Here is an 18,533-nt window from a genome sequence, read left to right as displayed (position 1 = left end):
AACGTGTGGATTACGCCTTGCCGACCTTGTCCAGCACCCAGGCGGCGATGAACGCCTCCTCGCGCCAGGCGTCGTAGCGCCCGCTCGGGCCGCCGTGCCCGGCGCCCATCTCGGTCTTGAGCAGCACCTCCGAGCCCGGCGACGCGACCCGCAGCCGGGCCACCCACTTGGCCGGCTCGTGGTAGAGCACCCGAGTGTCGTTGAGGCTGGTCACGGCGAGGATCGGCGGGTAGGGGACCGCGGCGACGTTCTCGTACGGCGTGTACGACTTCATGTAGGCGTACACCTCGGGATCCTCGAGCGGGTTGCCCCACTCCTCCCACTCGGTGACGGTGAGCGGCAGCGACGGGTCGAGGATCGTGTTCAGCGCGTCGACGAACGGCACCTGGGCGACGATCCCGCCGAACGAGGCCGGGGCCAGGTTGGCCACCGCGCCCATCAGCAGGCCGCCGGCCGAACCGCCGCGGGCCACCACCCGCTCCGGCGCGCTCCAGCCGGCCTTCACCATGTGCTCGGCGCAGGCGATGAAGTCGGTGAAGGTGTGCTTCTTGGCCAGCAGCTTGCCCTCGTCGTACCAGCGGCGGCCCATCTCGCCGCCGCCGCGGATGTGCGCGATGGCGAAGACGACCCCGCGGTCCAGCAGGGACAGGCGCGGGATGGAGAACCAGGGGTCCATTGAGGACTCGTAGGAGCCGTAGCCGTACAGCACGGCCGGCGCCGAGCCGTCCCGCGGGGTGCCGGCCCGGGCCACGATCGAGATCGGCACGCGGGTGCCGTCGTCGGCGATGGCCCACTCGCGGTGCTGCTCGTAGCGGGCCGGGTCGAAGCCGCCGAGCACCGGCTTCTGCTTGCGCAGGGTCAGCTCGCCGCTGTCCAGGTTGCAGTCGTACACCGAGTCGGGCGTCACCATCGACACGTAGTGCAGCCGGAAGGACGTGGTGTCGTACTCCAGGTTGGCCTCGGGCCCGACGGAGTACAGCGGCTCGGGGAACGCGATGTCGTAGGGCGCCGCGCCGTGCAGCGGCACGACCCGGACCCCGGTCAGCCCGTCCCGGCGCAGCGAGACGACCAGGTGCCCGCTGAACGCGTCGACCTGCAGCAGCCGAGTGCCCGGCTGGTGCTCGATGAGCGTGGTCCAGTCGCCGGGGTTGTCCACCGACGTGTACGACAGCGCGAAGTCCTCGGCGCCGTCGTTGTGCAGGATCAGGAACCGGTGGCCGTGGTGCTCGACGGAGTACTCGACGCCCTGCCGGCGCGGCGCGATCGGGCGCGGCGGGGTGTCCGGCGCGTCGGCCGGGATGACCAGCACCTCGCTGGTCAGCTTGCTGTTGATGTCGACGAGCAGGAAGCGCTCCGAGCGGGTCAGCTCGACGCCGACCCAGAAGCGCTCGTCGGGCTCCTCGTGCACGATGACGTCCTCGGACGCCGGGGTGCCCAGCGTGTGCCGCCAGACCCGGTAGGGCCGCCAGGCTTCGTCGACGGTGACGTAGAACAGCGTCGAGCCGTCCGCTGACCAGGCCGAGCCGTAGAACGCGTCCTCGATGACGTCGGGGCGGACCTCGCCGGTGCGCAGGTCCTTCACGCGCAGCGTGAAGCGCTCGTCGCCGGAGAAGTCGGTGCTGTACGCCAGGAGCTGCCCGTCGACGCTGAGGTCGAAGGTGCCGAGGGCGAAGAACTCGGAGTCCCCGGCGAGCTCGTTGCCGTCGAGCAGGACCTCCTCGCCGGGCAGCGCGGCGCCGTCGCCGATCTCGGGGGGCGCCATCCGGCCGTCCGCCGCCGGGACGCGGCAGTGGATGCCGTACTGCTTGCCCTCTTCGGTGCGGGTGTAGTACCAGTAGCCCCCCTTGCGGGTGGGCACCGACAGGTCCGTCTCCTTGGTCCGGGACTTGATCTCGCCGAACAGCGTCTCGCGCAGCGGCTCGAGGTGTGCGGTGGCCGCGGTCGTGAATGCGTTCTCGGCCTCCAGGTAGGGGACCGTGTCCGGATCTTCCTTGTCCTGGAGCCAGAAGTACTCGTCGACCACGGTGTCGCCGTGGTGGACCCGCTCGTGCGGGACTCGCTTCGCGGTGGGCGGCTGCTCGCTTGTCACACAGCCAGACGTTACCCCCTCCGCCACGCAACCACGCGCGTCGTTCGGTGGTCTGTCCATCAGGAGAGAGCGACGCCGGTTACCGTCAAGGTCTCGTAGTTCGGGCGAGACCACGGAGGGATGCCGGTGCGGCGTCGTGGGGTGTTGCACATCGGGGTGACCGGGCTGGCAGCAATGCTGGTCCAGGCGTGCTCCGAGGGGTCGACGAAGACACCTGGGGCGGGGAGCGAACCGTCGGCGCGGGGTACCGCGTCGCCGTCAGTCACTCCGCAAGCCGGATCGACGCTCGACCCCTCGGGGTACGTCCCCAAGCCGGTGCCGATCGCGGAGCTCAAGAAGCTCTACAACTACGACAAGGGCTCGACGCTCAACGCGCAGCTGACCGACAAGCGCACCGGCGACGGGGTCATTCTCGAGGACATCACGTACTCGGACACGCGCGGCAACGACGCCATCCCGGCGTACGTGCTCAGCGCCGACATCCCGGGCGACACCCTGCGCATGCCGGCCATCGTCCTCGGCACCGGCCCGGACGGCGACCGCGACAAGCTGCTGGACGAGGCCACCGGCCTGGCCCGGATGAAGGCCCTGGTCATGGTGGCGAGCGTGCCGATCAAGCCGACCGGCGACCCGATCGCCGACGCGACCGCCATGGCCGCCGCCGTGCTGGCCCAGCGGCGGGCCTTCGACCTGCTCATCCGGCGCACCGACTGCGACGGCTCGCGGGTCGGCTACGCCGGCCACCACTCCGGCGCCGCCCTCGGCGCGGTGCTGCTCGGCCTGGAGTCGCGGATCACCGCCGCCGTCCTCGCCTCCGGCACCAGCCGCTTCTCCCGCTGGATGGTCAAGCAGAAGGTGCCGGCGGACTGGCACGGGTATCTCGACTCGCTGTCCCGCTTCGACGCCGGGCCCTACGTGGCCGTCGGCGGCAAGCGCCCGGTCCTGCTGCAGTTCGGCAAGCAGGACGCGGTGGTGCCGGCCGCGGAGCGCGACGAGCTGACCGCGGCGGTGGCCGGCTCGAAGCAGCGCAAGGACTACGACACCGGCCACGACCTGATCGGCTTCCAGGCCGCCACCGCCGACCGCACCGCCTTCCTCAAGCAGGCGTTGCGCCTGTCGTAGGGCTTGCGGTCCCCGGCGGGGGCGCATAGGCTTCGAACGTATGTTCGATGTCGGTTGGTGCACCATGTGCATCGGCCGGTCGTCGAGCATGAGTTGACGCGCGTCATTGGGAAAGCCTGGATCATGACCTCCTCATCCCGGCTACCGCGATTCCCATCGACCGATCTTCCCCACGACATCGGCTGATGGACCAGGGAGCGGGAGCTGCGGTGACGGTGATCGAGGCGTTGGCCGAGGCGTGCGGGCCGGAGCACGTATGGGAAGCGGGGCCGGTCGACACCGTCGACGGCGTGCCGGTCGGCTGGGTGGCCGCGCCGGGCGGGCCGGGCGAGGTGGCCGACGTGCTGCGCTTCGCCGCCGCCGAGGGGCTCGCCGTGGTGGCCTCCGGTGCCGGCACGAAGCTCGACTGGGGCGCGCCGCCGACGCACGCGGACCTGCTGCTCGACCTGGGCCGGATGACGGGCGTGCTCGAGTACGACGCGGCCGGCCGCACCGCCACCGTCGCCGCCGGCACCCCGCTGCGCGCCCTGCGGGCCATGCTGCTCAAGGACAACCTGCGGCTGCCGCTGGACGTCGGCTCCCCGGCCGCTACCCTCGGCGGCGTCCTCGCCACCAACGAGGCCGGCCCGCTGCGCCACCGCTTCGGCGCGCCGCGCGACCGGGTCACCGGCGTCCGGGTGGCGCTGGACGAGGGCAGCCTGGAGCGCGCGGTCGACGGCTACGACCTGGCCCGGCACGCCTGCGGTTCCTACGGCACCCTCGGCGTCATCACCGAGGCCACGGTACGGCTGGAGCCCCTACCGGCCGCCCGCGCCTGGGTGGTGCGGCCGGTGTCGACCCCGCGCGAGGTGCGGCAGCTGACCGAGGCCCTGGCCGCCTCGGCGCTGGAGCCGGTCGCGATCGAGGCCGATCTGCCCGGCGCCGCGGGTGGCCGCCCGGCCGAGCTCGCCGCGCTCTTCGAGGGCGACCGGGCCGCCGCAGCCCACCGCGCCGAGTCCGCGGCCAAGCTGCTCGGCGGCGGAGCCACGGTCGAGCAGCTGCCGCCGGCCTGGTGGGGCCGCTACCCCTTCGAGGCCGACGACGTGGCCCTGAAGATCTGGGGCCGGCCGAGCGAGCTCTTCGCCGTGGTGTACGCCATCCGCGACGCCGCGGGTGTGCCGGTGCCGGTGCGGGGGTCGGTCGGGCTCGGGGTCGCGCACGTGGCCCTGCCGGACACGGTGACTCCGGAGCGGCTCGACGGGATGCTGACGGCGGCGCGCACGGTGCTGCTGGCCCGGGGCGGCGGGGGCTGCACCCTGCTGCGGGCGCCGCTGGAGCTGCGCGAGCTGGTGGAGACGTACGGGCCGGAGCCGGTGCCGGCGGCCGCGGCCCGGCTCAAGCTGGCCCTCGACCCGGAGGACCGCCTGGCACCGGGCCGCCTGCCCGACCCCTCGTAGTCAGGAGCAGCGCCAGAGCACGGCGTGGTAGGCGCCGTGGGTGTCGCTCGACCCGGAGGACCGCCTGGCACCGGGCCGCCTGCCCGACCCCTCGTAGTCAGGAGCAGCGCCAGAGCACGGCGTGGTAGGCGCCGTGCGTGTCGAAGGACTGGCCGGCCACCACCCGGCCGTCGTCGCTCACGAACGAGGGCGTGTTGGCCGGCACGCGGCCGTGGTAGCCGTACGCGTCGGGCAGCGGGATCCGCTTCCCGCCCGCCAGCAGCACCCCGTGGCCGTCCGTCGTCTCGCCCGCCACCCAGCCCAGGCCGTTGACCGGGCCGCCCGGGATGGTGATGCCCGAGAGGCCCTCCACCTTGCCCGTGCGCAGGTTCCAGCGGACCGGCTGGGCCCGGTCCGTGTACTTGGCGACCATGCCGCTCGCCCAGTCGCCCCGCGCCCACTCGGCGACCACGCTCGGGCCCGGGTTCGGGCCGCCGGTCGGCGTGATCGGGGTGCCCTCCGGCACGGCCAGGCGGCGGGGAGTGCCGTCCGGGGCCCAGGCATAGGCCCACTGCTGGGAGCCGAAGGAGACCACGCCGACCACCGTGCCGTCGTCGGCGATGGCCTTCGGCTCGCCCCATACCGCGCCCTCCGGGAGGGGCAGGAACTCCGGCTCGGCGCTCAGGTCGCGCCACACCGCCGGGCGGGCGTGGGCGCTGCCGATCCAGTGGCCCACCACGTCGCCATAGCTGTTGATGCCGACGGGTTCGATGTCCTCGGGGCGGGGGAGGTCGACGATCCTGCCATCGCGGAGCAGGAAGGCCTTCTCCTGGTCGCGGCCGCCCGAGTAGCCGGCGGCCAGGCCGTTGGCGTTCACCGCGGAGACGGTCGGGTAGGCGCCGGGGACGGGGACCTTGGTGAGCTTGCCGTCCTGCCAGCGGACCACGGCCTGGTCGCCGCCGCTGGGGTCGGTCAGGCCGTAGAAGATCTTCCCGGTCGGGTCGGCCGCCGTCATCAGGGTCTGGCCGTTGCCGTTCTCCGGGAGGCGCTCGGCCCGGCAGGAGGTCGGCACCGGCGCATTGGGGACGGCGGGCGGGACGCTCGGGCGCTGGGTCGAGGCCGGCGTGGTGGTGGGTGTGCCCGCGGGGGGCGCGCTGTTGTCGCGGTTCGTCAGCAGCACCGCCGGCAGCCCGGCCACGACGAGGACGGCCACGCCGATGGCGCCGGCCACGGTGGCGCGGCGGGTGGTGCGCCGGCGGCGGCCCTCCCGCATGGCCCGGGCGATGTCGACCGCCGGCGGGCGGGGGGAGTGGCCGGGCAGGGTCCGCAGCAGGTCGCCGGCGTTGTGTTCGTTGAGGTCGACCACTTCAGCGCTCCTTAGTCAGGGCGGCGACGGGGCGCTCGCCGAGCAGGCGGCGCAGGGCCGCCAGGCCGTGGGAGGTCTGGCTCTTCACCGTGCCGGACGAGACGCCGAGAACCTTGGCGACCTCATCGATGGGCAGGTCGTAGTAGAAGCGCAGCACCAGCACGGCGCGCTGGCGGCGCGGCACCTGGGTCAGGGCGGTGCGCAGCAGGGTGCGGTCCTCGGCCTCGTCGCCGCCGTCGGGGGCGACCGCGTCCGGGGGTTCGGCGAAGAGCCGGACCCGGGCCCAGGCCAGCCGCTTCTCGTCGAGGAACGCGTTGACGAGCATGCTGCGCACGTACCGGTCCAGGTGATCGACCGTGCGGACCCGCGACCACTTCACGTACAGGTTGGTGATCGTCTGCTGGACGATGTCGTCGGCGCGGTGGGAGTCGCCGCTGAGCACGAACGCGAGACGGTGCAGCGCCGGCAGCCGCGCCGTCACGTACTCCACGTACTCGGAGTCGGCGGTGTCGCCCATCGAGGGGTCCCTCCCGTCTAGGGTTTTCGTCCCCCCTCAGACGGGTGCCGTTCCCGCTCAGGTTGTACGCGTCTTCTCCGTCCACACCACCAGCTGCTCGGCGCCGTCGATCTCGGTGGTGTACCGCCGCGAAGGCACCTCGACGAAGCCGAAGCGCCGGTGCAGCGCGATGACCTGCTTGTTCCACGCCAGCGTGCGCCCGCCGACCGAGCGTAGGCCCATCTCGCCGAACGCGTAGTCCACGGCCGCGCGCTCCAGCTCCATCCACGCCGGCAGCAGCTCGCCGCGCTCCTGCAGCCCGTCGACGTCCAGGAAGAAGCCCCACTCGGCGGAGCCGGCGACCGGGTCGTGGTCGTTGAACGTCACGACGCCGCAGTCCCGTCCGGCGTACGAGAAGATCAGCACCCGGCGGGCGGGGTCGGCCCGCACCTTCGCCCACCACTGCGCGTGGCCCTCCGGCGTGATGTACGCCGTCCAGATGCTCGCCCCCCGGGTCTTCGGGTGGTTGCGCCACTCGCGAATGCTCTCCACGTCCGACTCCCGGGCCTCGCGCAGCACCTCGGCACCTCCTAGGTCGTTGAGCACCTTGACGACTCCTACAACGGAGGGAACCCCCTTGAGTAACCTCGACCGCCTTCGCTCCGCCTTCCGTACGGCGCTCGGCCTGCCCGACGACGTCGACGTGGACCGGTTGGAGTACCGCGGCATCGAGCAGTGGGACTCCCTGGCCCACCTGACGCTGGTGGCCGAGATCGAGGACGCGTTCGACGTCATGATCGACACGGATGAGGTCATCGATCTCAGCTCCTTCGACAAGGCCGTCGAGATCCTCGGAAAGCACGATGTCGCGCTCGCCGGCTAGGGTCGCGCTGGTCACCGGCTCCTCCCGCGGGATCGGCCGGGCGGTCGCGCTGGCGCTGGGCGCCGAGGGCTACCAGCTCGTGCTGCACGGCCGCGAGGAGGGCTCGGCCAAGGCCACCGCCGAGGAGATCCCCGGCGAGCACCTGGTCGTGCACGGCGACGTGAGCCGGGCCGAGGACGTGGCCGGGATCGTGCGGGCCGTCTTCGAGCGCCACCGCCGCCTCGACGCCCTGGTGGTCAACGCCGGCGTGCACGAGGCCGGCCTGCTCGGGATGATGGGCGCCGAGGCCGTCGACCGGCTCTTCGCGGTCAATGCGGCCGGTGCCGCGCACACCCTGCAGGCGACGGTGAAGCTGCTGCGCCGCGGCGACGCGCCCGCCGTCGTGCTGGTCTCCTCGGTCATGGGCACCGCCGGCGCGGCCGGCCAGGCCGTCTACGGCGCCTCGAAGGCCGCCGTGGCGGGGCTGGCCCGGGCCGCGGCCAAGGAGCTCGGCCCGGCCGGCATCCGGGTCAACGCGGTCGCCCCCGGCTTCATCGCCACCGACATGCTCGCCTCGCTCGACGAGGCCGGCCGGGCCGAGCGGGTGGAGGCGACCCCGCTGCGCCGTCTGGGCGCGCCCGAGGAGGTGGCCGACGTGGTGGCGTTCCTGCTCTCCAGGCGGGCCCGGTTCGTCACCGGGCAGGTCCTCGGCGTGGACGGCGGGGTGGTCGTGTGAGGCTGCTCAACCCCGCCGCGCGGATCATCGACGCGGCCACCGGCGCGGTCGTCACCGACCTGGTGCGCCCGGAGATCTTCGACGGCGTGCCGCCGGGCGTGGTGTTCCTGCGCATGCCGACCACCGTCGACTCGGTCGCCGCCTACGTGACCGCCTTCGAGCTGGGGCGGCCCGTCGCGCTGCTCGACCCGGGGCTCGCGGACGAGACGCTGCTGGAGTTCATCGACCGGTTCGAGCCGGCCGCCGTGCTCGGGCCGTTGCCGGACGAGCCGGCCAAGGGCTATGCGGCCCTGAACCAGGCATGGGTGCGCGAGACCGGGCCCGACACCGCGCCGCACCCGGACCTGGCCGTCCTCCTGGCCACCTCCGGCTCGACCGGCGACCCGAAGCTCGTCCGGCTGTCCCGGCGGGCGCTGCTGGCCAACGCCGAGTCGATCGTCGAGGCGCTCGGCATCACCGGGGCCGACGTGGCGATCAGCGCGCTGCCGTTCTACTACAGCTACGGCATGTCGGTGCTCAACACGCACCTGGTGGCCGGGGCGGCGCTGGTGGTCGAGGACGGCGGGCTGCTCGGGCGCGGGTTCTGGCCGGCCATCGACCGCTACCGGGTGTCCTCGCTGGCGCTGGTGCCGTCGCAGTACGACATGCTGGTCCGTCTTCGCTTCGACTCCGCCGCGCACCCGGCGCTGCGGACCCTCACCCAGGCCGGCGGCCGGTTGCGGCCCGAGCTCGTGCGCGAGTTCCACGACCGGATGACGGCGGTCGACGGGCGGCTGTTCGTCATGTACGGCCAGACGGAGGCGGCGCCGCGGCTCACCACCCTGCCGGCCGATCGGCTCGGGGAGAAGCCGGGCTCGGTCGGGCCCGCGGTGCCCGGCGGGCGGCTCAGCATCCGCCTCGGGGACGGCACCGAGACGACCGAGCCGAACCTCGTGGGCGAGGTGCTCTACCGGGGCCCCAACGTCATGCTCGGCTACGCCGAGACCGCGGCCGACCTGGCCCGCGGCGACGACCACGGCGGCCTGCTGGTCACCGGCGACCTGGGCCACCTCGACGCCGACGGGTACCTCTACCTGGACGGCCGCCTCAAGCGCTTCGGCAAGGTCTTCGGCGTGCGGCTCAACCTCGACGACATCGAGCGCCTGCTCCCCGTCCCGGCGGCCGCGGTGGCCGGCGACGACCGAGTGATCGTCTTCGCAAACTGCACGAACCCGGTTGAACTCGGGCATAAACTCGCGGAACACCTCAAGCTGCACTGGTCCGGCTTCGAGGTGCGGCCGGTGGAGGGCCTCCCCCTGCTCCCCAACGGAAAGATCGACTACCGGGCGCTGGAGGCGATGCGATGACCGTCTTCACGCTGTCCGAGCTCGAGCGGGAGGCGCGGCTGCTGCCCCGGCTCATCGAGCTGACCGAGCGGCACCGCGCCCGCGGCAAGGAGTACGCCAACATCCTCGCCGCCACCGGCCACCACACCGGGCGGATCTACCGCGACACCGCCGAGCTGCCCTGGCTGCCGGTCCGGCTGTTCAAGACCCAGATGCTCAAGAGCATCCCCGACGAGGCCGTGTTCAAGGTGCTGACCTCCAGCGGCACCACCGGCGACGTCAGCCGGATCTACTTGGACCGCGCGGCCGCCGCCGCGCAGACGAGGATGCTCGGCCAGACCCTGCAGACCGTGCTCGGCCCGCGCCGGCTGCCGATGCTCGTCGTCGACACCACCGCGATCATCAAGGACCGCCGCTCGTTCAGCGCCCGCGGCGCCGGCGTGCTGGGCATGATCACGTTCGGCCGGGACCACGCCTGGGCCCTGGACGAGCAGGGCCGTCCCGACCTGGAGACCATCCGCGGCTTCCTGGCCGAGCACGGCGGCGGCCCGTTCCTGGTCTTCGGTTTCACGTTCATGGTTTGGCAGTACCTGTACGAGCTCGCGAGGGACCACCGGCTGGACCTCGCCAACGGGATCCTGGTCCACTCGGGCGGCTGGAAGAAGCTGGCGGACCGCCGGGTCGGCAACGCCGAGTTCCGCCGGGCGTTTCGCCGCGACACCGGGCTGACCCGCATCCACAACTTCTACGGCATGGTCGAGCAGATCGGCGTCGTGTACCTCGAAGGCCCCGACGGCGACTCGCTGTACTGCCCCGACTTCGCCGACGTGATCGTGCGCGACCCGGACACGTGGGAGCCGCTGCCGCCCGGCCGGCCGGGGCTGGTCGAGGTGCTCAGCACGCTGCCGGAGTCCTACCCCGGGCACGTGCTGCTCACCGAGGACCTGGGCGTGGTGCACGGCGTCGACGACGGCGCCTGGCCCGGCAAGCGCTTCTCCATCCTGGGCCGCCTGCCCCGCGCCGAGGCCCGGGGCTGCAGCGACACCTTCGTCGGGGCCGCGGTATGACGTTTGAGGTGAAATTTCCGCATTTCTCGGGCACGGTGCGCCTGGGTGATCTTCTCCGGGAGGTCACCTCCGAGCCGCCGGCCGGGCGCCTGGCCGTCGGCGACGAGCGGATTCGCGACTTCCTGGCCGCGTTCTCCGCGCGGCTCCTCCGGCCCGACGCGGCCCGCCGCCACCCGGAGCTGGGCTCGCTCGGCTTCTTCCTGCGCAAGGGCGAGCTGGCCCGGGCCGTGGCCCGCCTCGGCGACGGGGCCGGCGGCCAGCGCCGCGCCCCGCGGGGCCTGGTGCTGCACTTCCCGCCGGCCAACGTCGACACGATCTTCGTGTACTCCTGGGCGCTGTCCGCCCTGGCCGGCAACCACAACGTCGTGCGCATCTCCAGCCGCTCGGCCGGGGCCGCCGAGGCCGTGCTGGAGGCGCTCAACGACGCGCTGGCCGGCGCCGACCCGGCCGTGGCGCAGACCCAGCGGATGGTCACCTACGAGCGCGACGACGCGCTGACCGCCGCCCTGAGCGCCGCCTGCGACCTGCGCGTGCTGTGGGGCGGCGACGCCTCGGTGGCCGCGCTGCGCCGCCACCCGATCCGGCCGCTGGCCCGCGAGCTGGCCTTCCCGGACCGTTCCTCGTTCGCCGCGATCTCCGTCGACGGCTGGCTCGCGGCCCCGCCCCAGCAGCGCCGGGCCGCGGTGGCGGGGCTGGCCACCGACCTCTTCTGGTTCGACCAGGCCGCCTGCTCCTCGCCCCGGGACCTGTGCTGGGTCGGCGCGGCCGAGCCGGCCGCGCGGGCCCGGGCCGAGTTCACCGGGATGCTGGCCGAGGAGGTGTCCCGCCGCGGCTGGGCGGTCGACCCGGCGATGGCGGTGGAGAAGTACGTGGCCACCTACGGGCTCGCCGCGACCGGGGCGGCCACCCGGGTCACCTTCGCCGGCAACGCCCTGGCCGAGGTCGACCTGGCCGGCCTCGAGGCGCTGCAGCGGGGCTGGCTGGGCGCGGGCACCATCTGCCACGTCACCGTCGGCTCGCTGGCCGAGCTGGCTCCGGCGGTCACCCGCAAGGACCAGACGCTGAGCCAGTTCGGCTTCTCCCAGGCCGAGCTGGACGACTTCGTCACCGTGCTGGCCGGGCGCGGCCTGGACCGGATCGTGCCGTTCGGCCGGGCGCTGACCTTCGCCGGCGTCTGGGACGGCCTCGACCTGCTGCACGAGTTCACCCGCATCATCACGATCGCCGCCTGAGGAGTTTCCCGAGGTGTCTGTCTCCGTCGTCGTGCCCTGCTACCGCTCCGCGGCCATCCTGCCCAGGCTGGTGGCGCGGCTCAACGCGGTACTGCCGGACATCCATCCGCGGCACGAGATCATCCTCGTGGTCGACAGCACCGACGCCACCTGGGACGCGGCCCGCGCCCTCGCCACCGAGTTCGCCCACGTGCAGGCGATCCGGATGGCCCGCAACTACGGGCAGCACAACGCGCTCATCGCCGGCATCCGGGCCGCCTCCGGCGAGCGGATCATCACGATGGACGACGACCTGCAGCACCCGCCGGAGGAGCTGCCCAAGCTCGTCGCCGCGCTCACCGACGACCTCGACCTGGTCTACGCCGTGCCGGAGACCGAGGAGCACGGCGCCGTGCGCAACCTCACCTCGTGGGGCGCCAAGAGCCTGGTCATGGGGCGCACGATGGGCATTCCCAACGCCGACGTCCTCGGCGCCCTGCGCATCTTCCGCACCTTCCTGCGGGCCGGCTTCGACCAGGTCAGCGGGCCGCACGTGTCCGTGGACATCGTGCTGTCGTGGACCACCACCCGGGTCGGGTCGGTGACCGTGCGGATGGACCGGCGCACCGAGGGCCGCTCGGGCTTCACGCTGAAGTCCTTGACGAAGCACGCCATCAACATGATCCTCGGCTACTCGACCAAGCCTCTGCGGCTGGTGACGTACCTCGGCTTCATGATCGGCGTGTGCGGCGTGCTGCTGACGGCCCGTCTCATCTGGCTGTACTTCATCGGCGACACGAAGGTCGCCGGCTTCACCACGCTCGCCTCGCTCGTCGCGCTGTTCTCCTCGGCCCAGCTCATCGGCATCGGCGTGCTGGGCGAGTACCTGGGCCGCGTCCACGCACACGGCATGGGCCGCCCGACGTACGTGATCCGCGAGAGCACCGCTCAGCGGCGAAATGCCCACGACTTGCTGAGCTGGTAGTTGACGAGCGGGGCGGTGACGATGAGCACCGCCTGCGCGACCAGCACCGGCACGCCCGCGAGCTCCACGAGCAGCGGCAGCCCGGCGTAGGTGAAGAGCATCGCCCACAGGCAGATCACATAGAACTTGAGGAACCCGGACAGCACCGGTCCCTTGCTCACGAACACCCAGCGGCGCTGCAGCGGGTACGTGGCGATCGCGCAGCCCAGGTTGGCCAGCACCGGGAGCGCCAGGTAGTGCAGGTGGTGCCGGGTGGTCAGGTAGAGCGCGGCGAAGAGCGCGTAGTAGACGGCCGACGAAAAGCCGCCGACCGCCACGTAACGCACGCGGCGGTCGGCGAGGAAGCGGTCCATTGTGGTCACTGCGGACACGTCAGCATCCGCCGCGCCGGCCGGTAGGACTGGACCGCGCCGATCACCAGCTCGATGTCGTCGTTGCTCATGCCGGCGTAGAGCGGCAGGCGCAGCAGTCGGTCGGCGACGTCCTCGGTCACCGGGCAGCCGCCGGGGCCCGTGCGGCCGTGCTTGAGCCCGGCCGGGGCCTGGTGCAGCGGCTGGTAGTGGAAGGTGCCCAGCACGCCCCGCTCGAGCAGGTGGCCCAGCATCGCCGAGCGGCTCTCCAGGTCGGGCAGCAGCAGGTAGTACAGGTGGGCCGGCTGGGTGCGGTCGCCGGGCACCGTCGGCTGGCTCACGCCGTGCTCGACCGCCCAGGTGGCCAGCCGGTTGTGGTAGCTGTTCCACACGTGCTGGCGGCGGCGCTGGATCTCGCCGAAGTGCTCCAGCTGGGCGGTCAGGAACGCGGCCAGCAGGTCGGAGGGCAGGTACGACGAGCCGAGGTCCATCCAGCGGTACTTGTCCACCATGCCCCGGAAGAACTGGCCCCGGTTGGTGCCCTTCTCGCGGATGATCTCGGCCCGGTCGTGGAACCGGTCGTCGTTGAGCACCAGCGCGCCGCCCTCGCCGCAGTGCACGTTCTTGGTCTCGTGGAAGCTCTGGGTGGCCAGCTCCCCGATCGAGCCGAGGTTGCGGCCGCGGTACGTGCCGCCGAGCCCGTGCGCGTTGTCCTCGATCACCACCAGGCCGTGCCGGCGGGCGATCGCCATGATCGCGTCCATCTCCACGGCCACGCCGGCGTAGTGCACGACCACGATCGCCCGGGTCCGCTCGGTGACCGCCGCCTCGGTCAGCCGCTCGTCGAGGTTGAGCGTGTCGGGCCGGCAGTCGACGAAGACCGGGGTGGCGCCGCGCAGGGCGTACGCGTTGGCGGTGGAGCAGAACGTGAACGACGGCAGGATCACCTCGTCGCCCGGGCCGAGCTCGAGCAGCAGCGCGGTCATGTCCAGCGCGTGCGTGCACGACGTGGTCAGCAGCGTGTGGCGGGACCCGATGATCTGGTTGAGCAGCTGGTTGGCGCGCTTGGTGAACGGGCCGTCGCCGGTCATCGGGCCGCCGGCCATCGCCTGTTGCATGTATCCGGTCTCGGCCCCGGTGAGGTACCCCTTGTTGAACGGGACGGCGAGTTGCTTCGTGGCTCTCATCGGCGGCGCCTACCTAACGTCAGGAACGGGGCAGCTCGTACACCGCGCAGACGCCGGACCGGTAGCGAAACCGGGCGAAGGTGGATAGTTCCGGCGAAACGGTGCTCTGTGTTTCATCAACGAACAGCCACCGGACTCGGTAGCGGTCGCGCAGCGCTGCCACGTTCTCCACGCTCGGTGCGGCGAAGACGGCGTCGTTGGCCGCGAGCACCTCGGGCTTCCAGTAGGGGACCGCGCCGACCCAGGTCCCGAGGCGCTGCGCCTCCGCGTGCGCGGTGGTGGCGAAGCCCCAGCCCTCGACGAGCATCCTCCGTTCGGAGTACGCGGTCATCGAGAAGTGCAGGTTGCTGCAGCGGCCCTCGAAGGTCAGGCAGTGGGCGTTGGTGGCGACCAGGTCGTCCGGCGCGGAGTGCTCGCGCAGCCAGCGGCCGGCCTCCAGGGTGCCTTCCGAGACGTACCGCGAGTCGCGCACCACGTCGCGCCAGCCCTGCTGCCGCGACTCCTGGGCGATGAGCGCGAAGTGCTGCGCCGAGGTGCTCGCCCCGAAGCCCGCGAGCAGCGCGACGAGCAGGGCGAACGCGGGCGGGCCGCGCCTGATCCGGCGCGCGGCCGCGTAGAGCGCGAGGGTGACCAGCCCCAGCCCGGCGTAGGGCAGCACGAGCTCCGCCGTCGTCGCCGGCCGGGGAATGGCGTGCCGGCCGAGCTGCTGCACGACCTGGACGACCACGAGGCCCAGGAATGCCGCGGCGGCCAAGGGGGCCGCGCGCCGCCAGGTCATCGCGCCCGGGAGCCAGGCGGCCAGGCCGGCCACGGCGGCGATGCTGAGATACGGGCGGGCGGACTCCAGGAAGTACCGCTGGCTGTCCCCGTCCTGGCCCAGCAGCAGCGTGGCCGTGGCGCCGGCCAGCCCGATGCCGAGCATGACCACCAGCTCCGGGCTCAGCGGGCGGCGGCGCAGCCCGGCCAGGCCGGCCCAGATGGCGGCCCAGCACAGCAGGGTCAGGGCGGCCAGCACCAGCAGCCGCCAGGGGACCCGGCCCGCGGAGTAGGCGGTCGTCACGCCGATGCCGCCGGTGGCCATGTCGGTCAGCGGGGCGAGCTTCGTGCCCTGGCTGCTGCCGCCGAACAGGATCAGCTGGGCGGCGAGCGCGCCGGCACAGGTCAGCGCCAGCGCCGCCAGGGCCGGGCGGGACCAGCGGCGGCGGCGCACCCGATCGAGCGCCACCAGCAGGGCCAGGCCGGCGGCCAGCAGCGGCAGGTAGGTGGCCTTGGCGCCCATCACGCCGGCCAGCAGCAGCGCGAAGAGCAGCCAGGCCCGGCGTCCGGCGCCGCCGCGCAGCAGGTCGGTCAGCACCAGCATGAGCGGGACGAACAGGAGGGCGCCGAAGGTCTGGGTCGGGCCGGTCCACACGGTCTGGCGCAGCGCGCCGCCGTCGTCGAGGCCGCTGAAGGCCATGTCGCGGTAGAAGGCGTAGAGCTGCCACTGGTACGGGTTGGGGGCCAGGACCAGCAGGGTCACGGCGCTCGCGGCCGCGCCCGTCCACCAGCCGCCGGTGACCTGGCGGGCCAGCAGCGCCACGAGCAGCGTGAACGCCATGAGCATCGGCAGCATGGACAGGCGCAGCAGCAGGACGTTGGGCTCGATGCCGGTGACCCAGCTCGTGGCGGCCATCTCCGGGTAGACGAACCAGTGGTACAGCAGCGGCTCGCCCTCGATCCACGGCACGCGCATCGGCATGTGGTGGCGGGCCTCGCCGAGCAGGGCCAGGTGGAACGTCGAGTCGGTGTCCGGGGAGGCGTTGGCGGGGTAGCTCAGGCCGTAGACGCGGTAGAACTTGACGCTCCACAGCAGGGGCAGGCCGCACATGGCGGTCATCGCCCAGCGCCACGCGGCGGGCGGGCGGTCGGGGTCCGGTGCGCTCAGGAAGTACCGGCGCAGGCTCTTGCAACTCAGGAAGACGGCGATGGTGCCGAGCGGCCAGGCCAGCACCAGCAGGGGGGCGCCGGCCAGGCGGGCGGGAATGTAGGTGAAGACCTCGCCGACATAGCCCAGGGCGAGGCCGGCGGGGATGTCGGCCATCCCGGGCTTCCTCGTGAGGAACCGCCACCACAGCGTGCCGGGCAGGGCGATGCCCAGGGCCAGGTACAGCGCGAAGATCGCGGTGGTCGCCGGGGGCACGCGGTAGTACCACAGCACGGCGACGGCGGCGAGCAGCAGCAGCGCCGGGCCCGCGAACCGCTGCTCGCGGCGCCCGGCGGCCCTGGTCGTCGGAAGGGTTGGAGTGTCGCGGGGTTCAGTCGGCGCGGTCGCCCTCGTCGGGGTCTGCACAGTCGGGGTCAACGATCGCGCCGGTCAGGTGTGGCTTGCCTGTCCTTCGATCGTGTACGTCGAACCGCCAGCCCTTGCCGTCGCCGCCTCGGCGTGCTCGGAACGCGACGGTGGCCGGGAGCAGGACGGGGAGCTTGAAGGCGACCTCCGCGGCGTACGCGTCGGGGAGGCGGCCCTCCAGCGCGGCCAGGCACCTCGCCTTGGTCCACATGCCGTGCGCGATCGTCGAGGGGAAGCCGAACGCCCTGGCCAGGATGCGGCTCGTGTGGATGGGGTTGCGGTCGGCGCTCACGGCCGCGTAGTCGGTGCCGGTGCTTCTCGGCACGCGCCAGACGATCTCCCCCGGCTGCTCGTCCGGCGCGCTCCTGCCCGACCTCTCGGACTTCCCGGACTTCCTGAGATACGTCGAGCGGTCCACCCAGACCTCCTCGCCGTCGACGGTCGCCGTGGCCACCACGTCCAGCTGGGTGCCCCGGTCGTGCGGGCGCAGGTGCTCCGCCCGCACCTCCAGCGAGAGCGTCTCGTCGGCGCGCAGCGGGCGGCGCACCTCGACGCGGTTGGCCACGTGCACCAGGCCGAGGATCGGGAACGGGAAGTCGCTCGCCGTCATCAGGGCCATGGCCAGCGGGAACGCCAGCACGTGGGGGTAGGTGGCGGGCAGCTCGTCGGACAGCCGGAACCCGCACACCCGGTCGTACTCGGCCAGGTGCGCCCGGTCGACGCGCACCCCGTCGAGCCGCAGCGCCCGGTCGGGAAGCGCGGTGCCGCCGGCCGAGCGGCGCAGGGCGGCCGCCCGGTAGAGCGGCCCCATCCGGGGCGGGCGCTGCAGGACGGTGACCTCCGGCATCTCAGGCCCCCAGCAGGCTCTGCCCGCAGACCCGGATGACGTTGCCGTTCACGCCGCCCGAGGCGGGGTTGGCCAGCCAGGCGATCGTCTCGGCCACGTCGACCGGCAGGCCGCCCTGCGACATGCTGTTGAGCCGCCGGCCGCCCTCGCGCACGAACATCGGCATGGCCGCGGTCATCGTCGTCTCGATGAAGCCCGGCGCCACCGCGTTGATCGTGAGCCCGCGCTCGGCGACCGCCCCGGCGGTGGCCTGGACCAGGCCGATCACGCCGGCCTTGGAGGTGGCGTAGTTGGTCTGGCCGCGGTTGCCGGCGATGCCGGAGACCGAGGAGACCGTGACGATCCGGCCGTTGCCGCCGAGCAGGTTCTCGGCCAGCAGCACGTCGTTGATCCGCTCCTGGCTGGACAGGTTGACGTCGAGCACCGAGCGCCACTGCCCCTCGTCCATCCGCCCGAGCGTCTTGTCCCGGGTGATGCCGGCGTTGTGCACGAAGACGTCGGCGTGCACGTGCCGGGTCGCGATGAAGTCGGCCAGCCGCCGCGGCGCGTCCTCGGCGGTCAGGTCGAGCTGCAGGGCGGTGCCCTTCACCTCGTTGGCCACCCGCGACAGGTCCTCGCCGGCGGCCGGCACGTCGAGGCAGACCACGTGGGCGCCCTCGCGGGCCAGCACCCGGGCGATCGCCTCGCCGATGCCGCGGGCGGCGCCGGTCACGATCGCGGTGCGGCCCACCAGCGGCTGGTCCCAGTCGTCCGGGACGTCCACCGCGGCCGGGCCGATGCGCACGACCTGGCCCGAGACGTACGCCGAGCGCCCCGACAGCAGGAACCGCAGCGTCGACTCGGTGGCCTCCTCGGCGCCCGGGGCCACGTACACCAGCTGGGCGGTCGAGCCGCGCCCGACCTCCTTGCCCATCGAGCGCACGAACCCCTCGAGCGCGCGCTGGGCGGTGGCCTCCCGGGCGCTGGTGCACAGCTCGGGCGGACTCCCGAGGACGATGATCCGCCCCGACGGGCGCAGCGAGCGGATCACGGGGTGGAAGAACTCGTAGAGGGCGGACAGCCCCTCGCTGTCCGTGATACTGCTGGCGTCGAAGATCAGGCCGGCGCAGTGCCCGTCCGGCCCGGCCGCGCCGAACCCGGGCATCT

The 18,533-nt window shown here is 72.9% G+C and carries 17 protein-coding genes; 8 read left to right on the top strand and 9 right to left on the bottom strand.

Annotated elements, in window-relative coordinates:
* Positions 1 to 10: 10 nt before the first annotated feature.
* Positions 11 to 2,089 carry a S9 family peptidase gene (locus ABD352_RS03365; protein ID WP_344610688.1) on the bottom strand — a complete coding sequence of 693 codons (2,079 nt, stop codon included), beginning with the start codon at positions 2,087 to 2,089 and terminating at the stop codon, positions 11 to 13.
* A 315-nt stretch (positions 2,090 to 2,404) separates the two neighbouring features.
* Between ABD352_RS03365 and ABD352_RS03360 the strand changes: the two genes are divergently transcribed.
* Both ABD352_RS03360 and ABD352_RS03355 read left to right on the top strand, forming a co-directional pair.
* Entirely contained in the window at positions 2,405 to 3,211 is an 807-nt protein-coding gene (locus ABD352_RS03360) for a dienelactone hydrolase family protein (RefSeq protein WP_344610687.1), read from the top strand.
* A 209-nt stretch (positions 3,212 to 3,420) separates the two neighbouring features.
* Positions 3,421 to 4,647 (top strand): FAD-binding oxidoreductase, encoded by a 1,227-nt coding sequence (locus ABD352_RS03355; RefSeq protein ID WP_344610686.1) that lies wholly within the window; start codon positions 3,421 to 3,423, stop codon positions 4,645 to 4,647.
* A 97-nt stretch (positions 4,648 to 4,744) separates the two neighbouring features.
* Here the strand turns inward: ABD352_RS03355 and ABD352_RS03350 are convergent, their stop codons facing one another.
* The 3 genes from ABD352_RS03350 to ABD352_RS03340 are packed head-to-tail and all read right to left on the bottom strand — an operon-like array spanning position 4,745 to position 7,094.
* The gene (locus ABD352_RS03350) at positions 4,745 to 5,992 is read right to left on the bottom strand and encodes a hypothetical protein (RefSeq protein WP_344610685.1); all 1,248 of its coding nucleotides are present in this window, start codon (positions 5,990 to 5,992) and stop codon (positions 4,745 to 4,747) included.
* Position 5,993: 1 nt separating this feature from the next.
* Positions 5,994 to 6,509: a SigE family RNA polymerase sigma factor gene (locus ABD352_RS03345; protein WP_344610684.1), complete on the bottom strand. Its 516-nt coding sequence runs from the start codon at positions 6,507 to 6,509 to the stop codon at positions 5,994 to 5,996.
* Between the two features lie 57 nt (positions 6,510 to 6,566).
* Positions 6,567 to 7,094: a GNAT family N-acetyltransferase gene (locus ABD352_RS03340; protein ID WP_344610683.1), complete on the bottom strand. Its 528-nt coding sequence runs from the start codon at positions 7,092 to 7,094 to the stop codon at positions 6,567 to 6,569.
* 31 nt (positions 7,095 to 7,125) lie between these two features.
* On the opposite strand from ABD352_RS03340, the gene ABD352_RS03335 reads away from it, so the two are divergent.
* From ABD352_RS03335 to ABD352_RS03310, 6 genes are read left to right on the top strand one after another with little or no spacing between them, the layout of a single operon-like run.
* On the top strand, positions 7,126 to 7,371 hold the full coding sequence (locus tag ABD352_RS03335) for an acyl carrier protein (protein WP_344610682.1): 246 nt from the start codon (positions 7,126 to 7,128) through the stop codon (positions 7,369 to 7,371).
* Entirely contained in the window at positions 7,352 to 8,086 is a 735-nt protein-coding gene (locus ABD352_RS03330; protein WP_344610681.1) for an SDR family NAD(P)-dependent oxidoreductase, read from the top strand. Before ABD352_RS03335 ends, ABD352_RS03330 begins: the two co-directional genes overlap by 20 nt.
* Complete coding sequence (locus ABD352_RS03325) at positions 8,083 to 9,432, top strand: AMP-binding protein (protein ID WP_344610680.1); 1,350 nt, start codon at positions 8,083 to 8,085, stop codon at positions 9,430 to 9,432. The genes ABD352_RS03330 and ABD352_RS03325 overlap by 4 nt, the downstream gene beginning before the upstream one ends.
* Positions 9,429 to 10,478 (top strand): LuxE/PaaK family acyltransferase, encoded by a 1,050-nt coding sequence (locus tag ABD352_RS03320; RefSeq protein WP_344610679.1) that lies wholly within the window; start codon positions 9,429 to 9,431, stop codon positions 10,476 to 10,478. Before ABD352_RS03325 ends, ABD352_RS03320 begins: the two co-directional genes overlap by 4 nt.
* Positions 10,475 to 11,710: an acyl-CoA reductase gene (locus tag ABD352_RS03315; RefSeq protein ID WP_344610678.1), complete on the top strand. Its 1,236-nt coding sequence runs from the start codon at positions 10,475 to 10,477 to the stop codon at positions 11,708 to 11,710. Before ABD352_RS03320 ends, ABD352_RS03315 begins: the two co-directional genes overlap by 4 nt.
* 13 nt (positions 11,711 to 11,723) lie before the next feature.
* A complete protein-coding gene (locus tag ABD352_RS03310) occupies positions 11,724 to 12,674 on the top strand; it encodes a glycosyltransferase family 2 protein (RefSeq protein ID WP_344610677.1) in 951 nt (316 codons plus the stop codon).
* Here the strand turns inward: ABD352_RS03310 and ABD352_RS03305 are convergent.
* The 5 genes from ABD352_RS03305 to ABD352_RS03285 form a co-directional block, all read right to left on the bottom strand.
* On the bottom strand, positions 12,638 to 13,027 hold the full coding sequence (locus tag ABD352_RS03305) for a GtrA family protein (protein ID WP_344610962.1): 390 nt from the start codon (positions 13,025 to 13,027) through the stop codon (positions 12,638 to 12,640). The genes ABD352_RS03310 and ABD352_RS03305 overlap by 37 nt on opposite strands.
* A gap of 5 nt (positions 13,028 to 13,032) precedes the next feature.
* Positions 13,033 to 14,211 (bottom strand): dTDP-4-amino-4,6-dideoxygalactose transaminase, encoded by a 1,179-nt coding sequence (rffA, locus tag ABD352_RS03300; protein ID WP_344610676.1) that lies wholly within the window; start codon positions 14,209 to 14,211, stop codon positions 13,033 to 13,035.
* A gap of 19 nt (positions 14,212 to 14,230) precedes the next feature.
* Complete coding sequence (locus ABD352_RS03295) at positions 14,231 to 16,540, bottom strand: hypothetical protein (protein WP_344610675.1); 2,310 nt, start codon at positions 16,538 to 16,540, stop codon at positions 14,231 to 14,233.
* Positions 16,506 to 17,387 (bottom strand): MaoC family dehydratase, encoded by an 882-nt coding sequence (locus ABD352_RS03290; RefSeq protein ID WP_344610674.1) that lies wholly within the window; start codon positions 17,385 to 17,387, stop codon positions 16,506 to 16,508. Before ABD352_RS03290 ends, ABD352_RS03295 begins: the two co-directional genes overlap by 35 nt.
* A gap of 1 nt (position 17,388) precedes the next feature.
* A partial coding sequence (locus ABD352_RS03285; protein ID WP_344610673.1) for a 3-oxoacyl-ACP reductase occupies positions 17,389 to 18,533 on the bottom strand: 1,145 nt, incomplete at its 5' end.

It is taken from the genome of Dactylosporangium salmoneum (genome assembly GCF_039532525.1).
In the GTDB taxonomy this organism is placed as follows: Bacteria; Actinomycetota; Actinomycetes; order Mycobacteriales; family Micromonosporaceae; genus Dactylosporangium; species Dactylosporangium salmoneum.
Note: the sequence above shows the minus strand (reverse complement) of the source record. Positions and strands in the feature narration are given on the sequence as shown.

Excerpts from the sequence above, each read along its gene's own strand:
- ABD352_RS03330 (WP_344610681.1), top strand. The coding sequence starts at position 7,352 with ATGTCGCGCTCGCCGGCTAGGGTCGCGCTGGTCACCGGCTCCTCCCGC.
- ABD352_RS03315 (WP_344610678.1), top strand. The coding sequence starts at position 10,475 with ATGACGTTTGAGGTGAAATTTCCGCATTTCTCGGGCACGGTGCGCCTG.
- rffA (WP_344610676.1), bottom strand. The coding sequence starts at position 14,211 with ATGAGAGCCACGAAGCAACTCGCCGTCCCGTTCAACAAGGGGTACCTC.
- ABD352_RS03320 (WP_344610679.1), top strand. The coding sequence starts at position 9,429 with ATGACCGTCTTCACGCTGTCCGAGCTCGAGCGGGAGGCGCGGCTGCTG.
- ABD352_RS03305 (WP_344610962.1), bottom strand. The coding sequence starts at position 13,027 with ATGGACCGCTTCCTCGCCGACCGCCGCGTGCGTTACGTGGCGGTCGGC.
- ABD352_RS03345 (WP_344610684.1), bottom strand. The coding sequence starts at position 6,509 with ATGGGCGACACCGCCGACTCCGAGTACGTGGAGTACGTGACGGCGCGG.
- ABD352_RS03290 (WP_344610674.1), bottom strand. The coding sequence starts at position 17,387 with ATGCCGGAGGTCACCGTCCTGCAGCGCCCGCCCCGGATGGGGCCGCTC.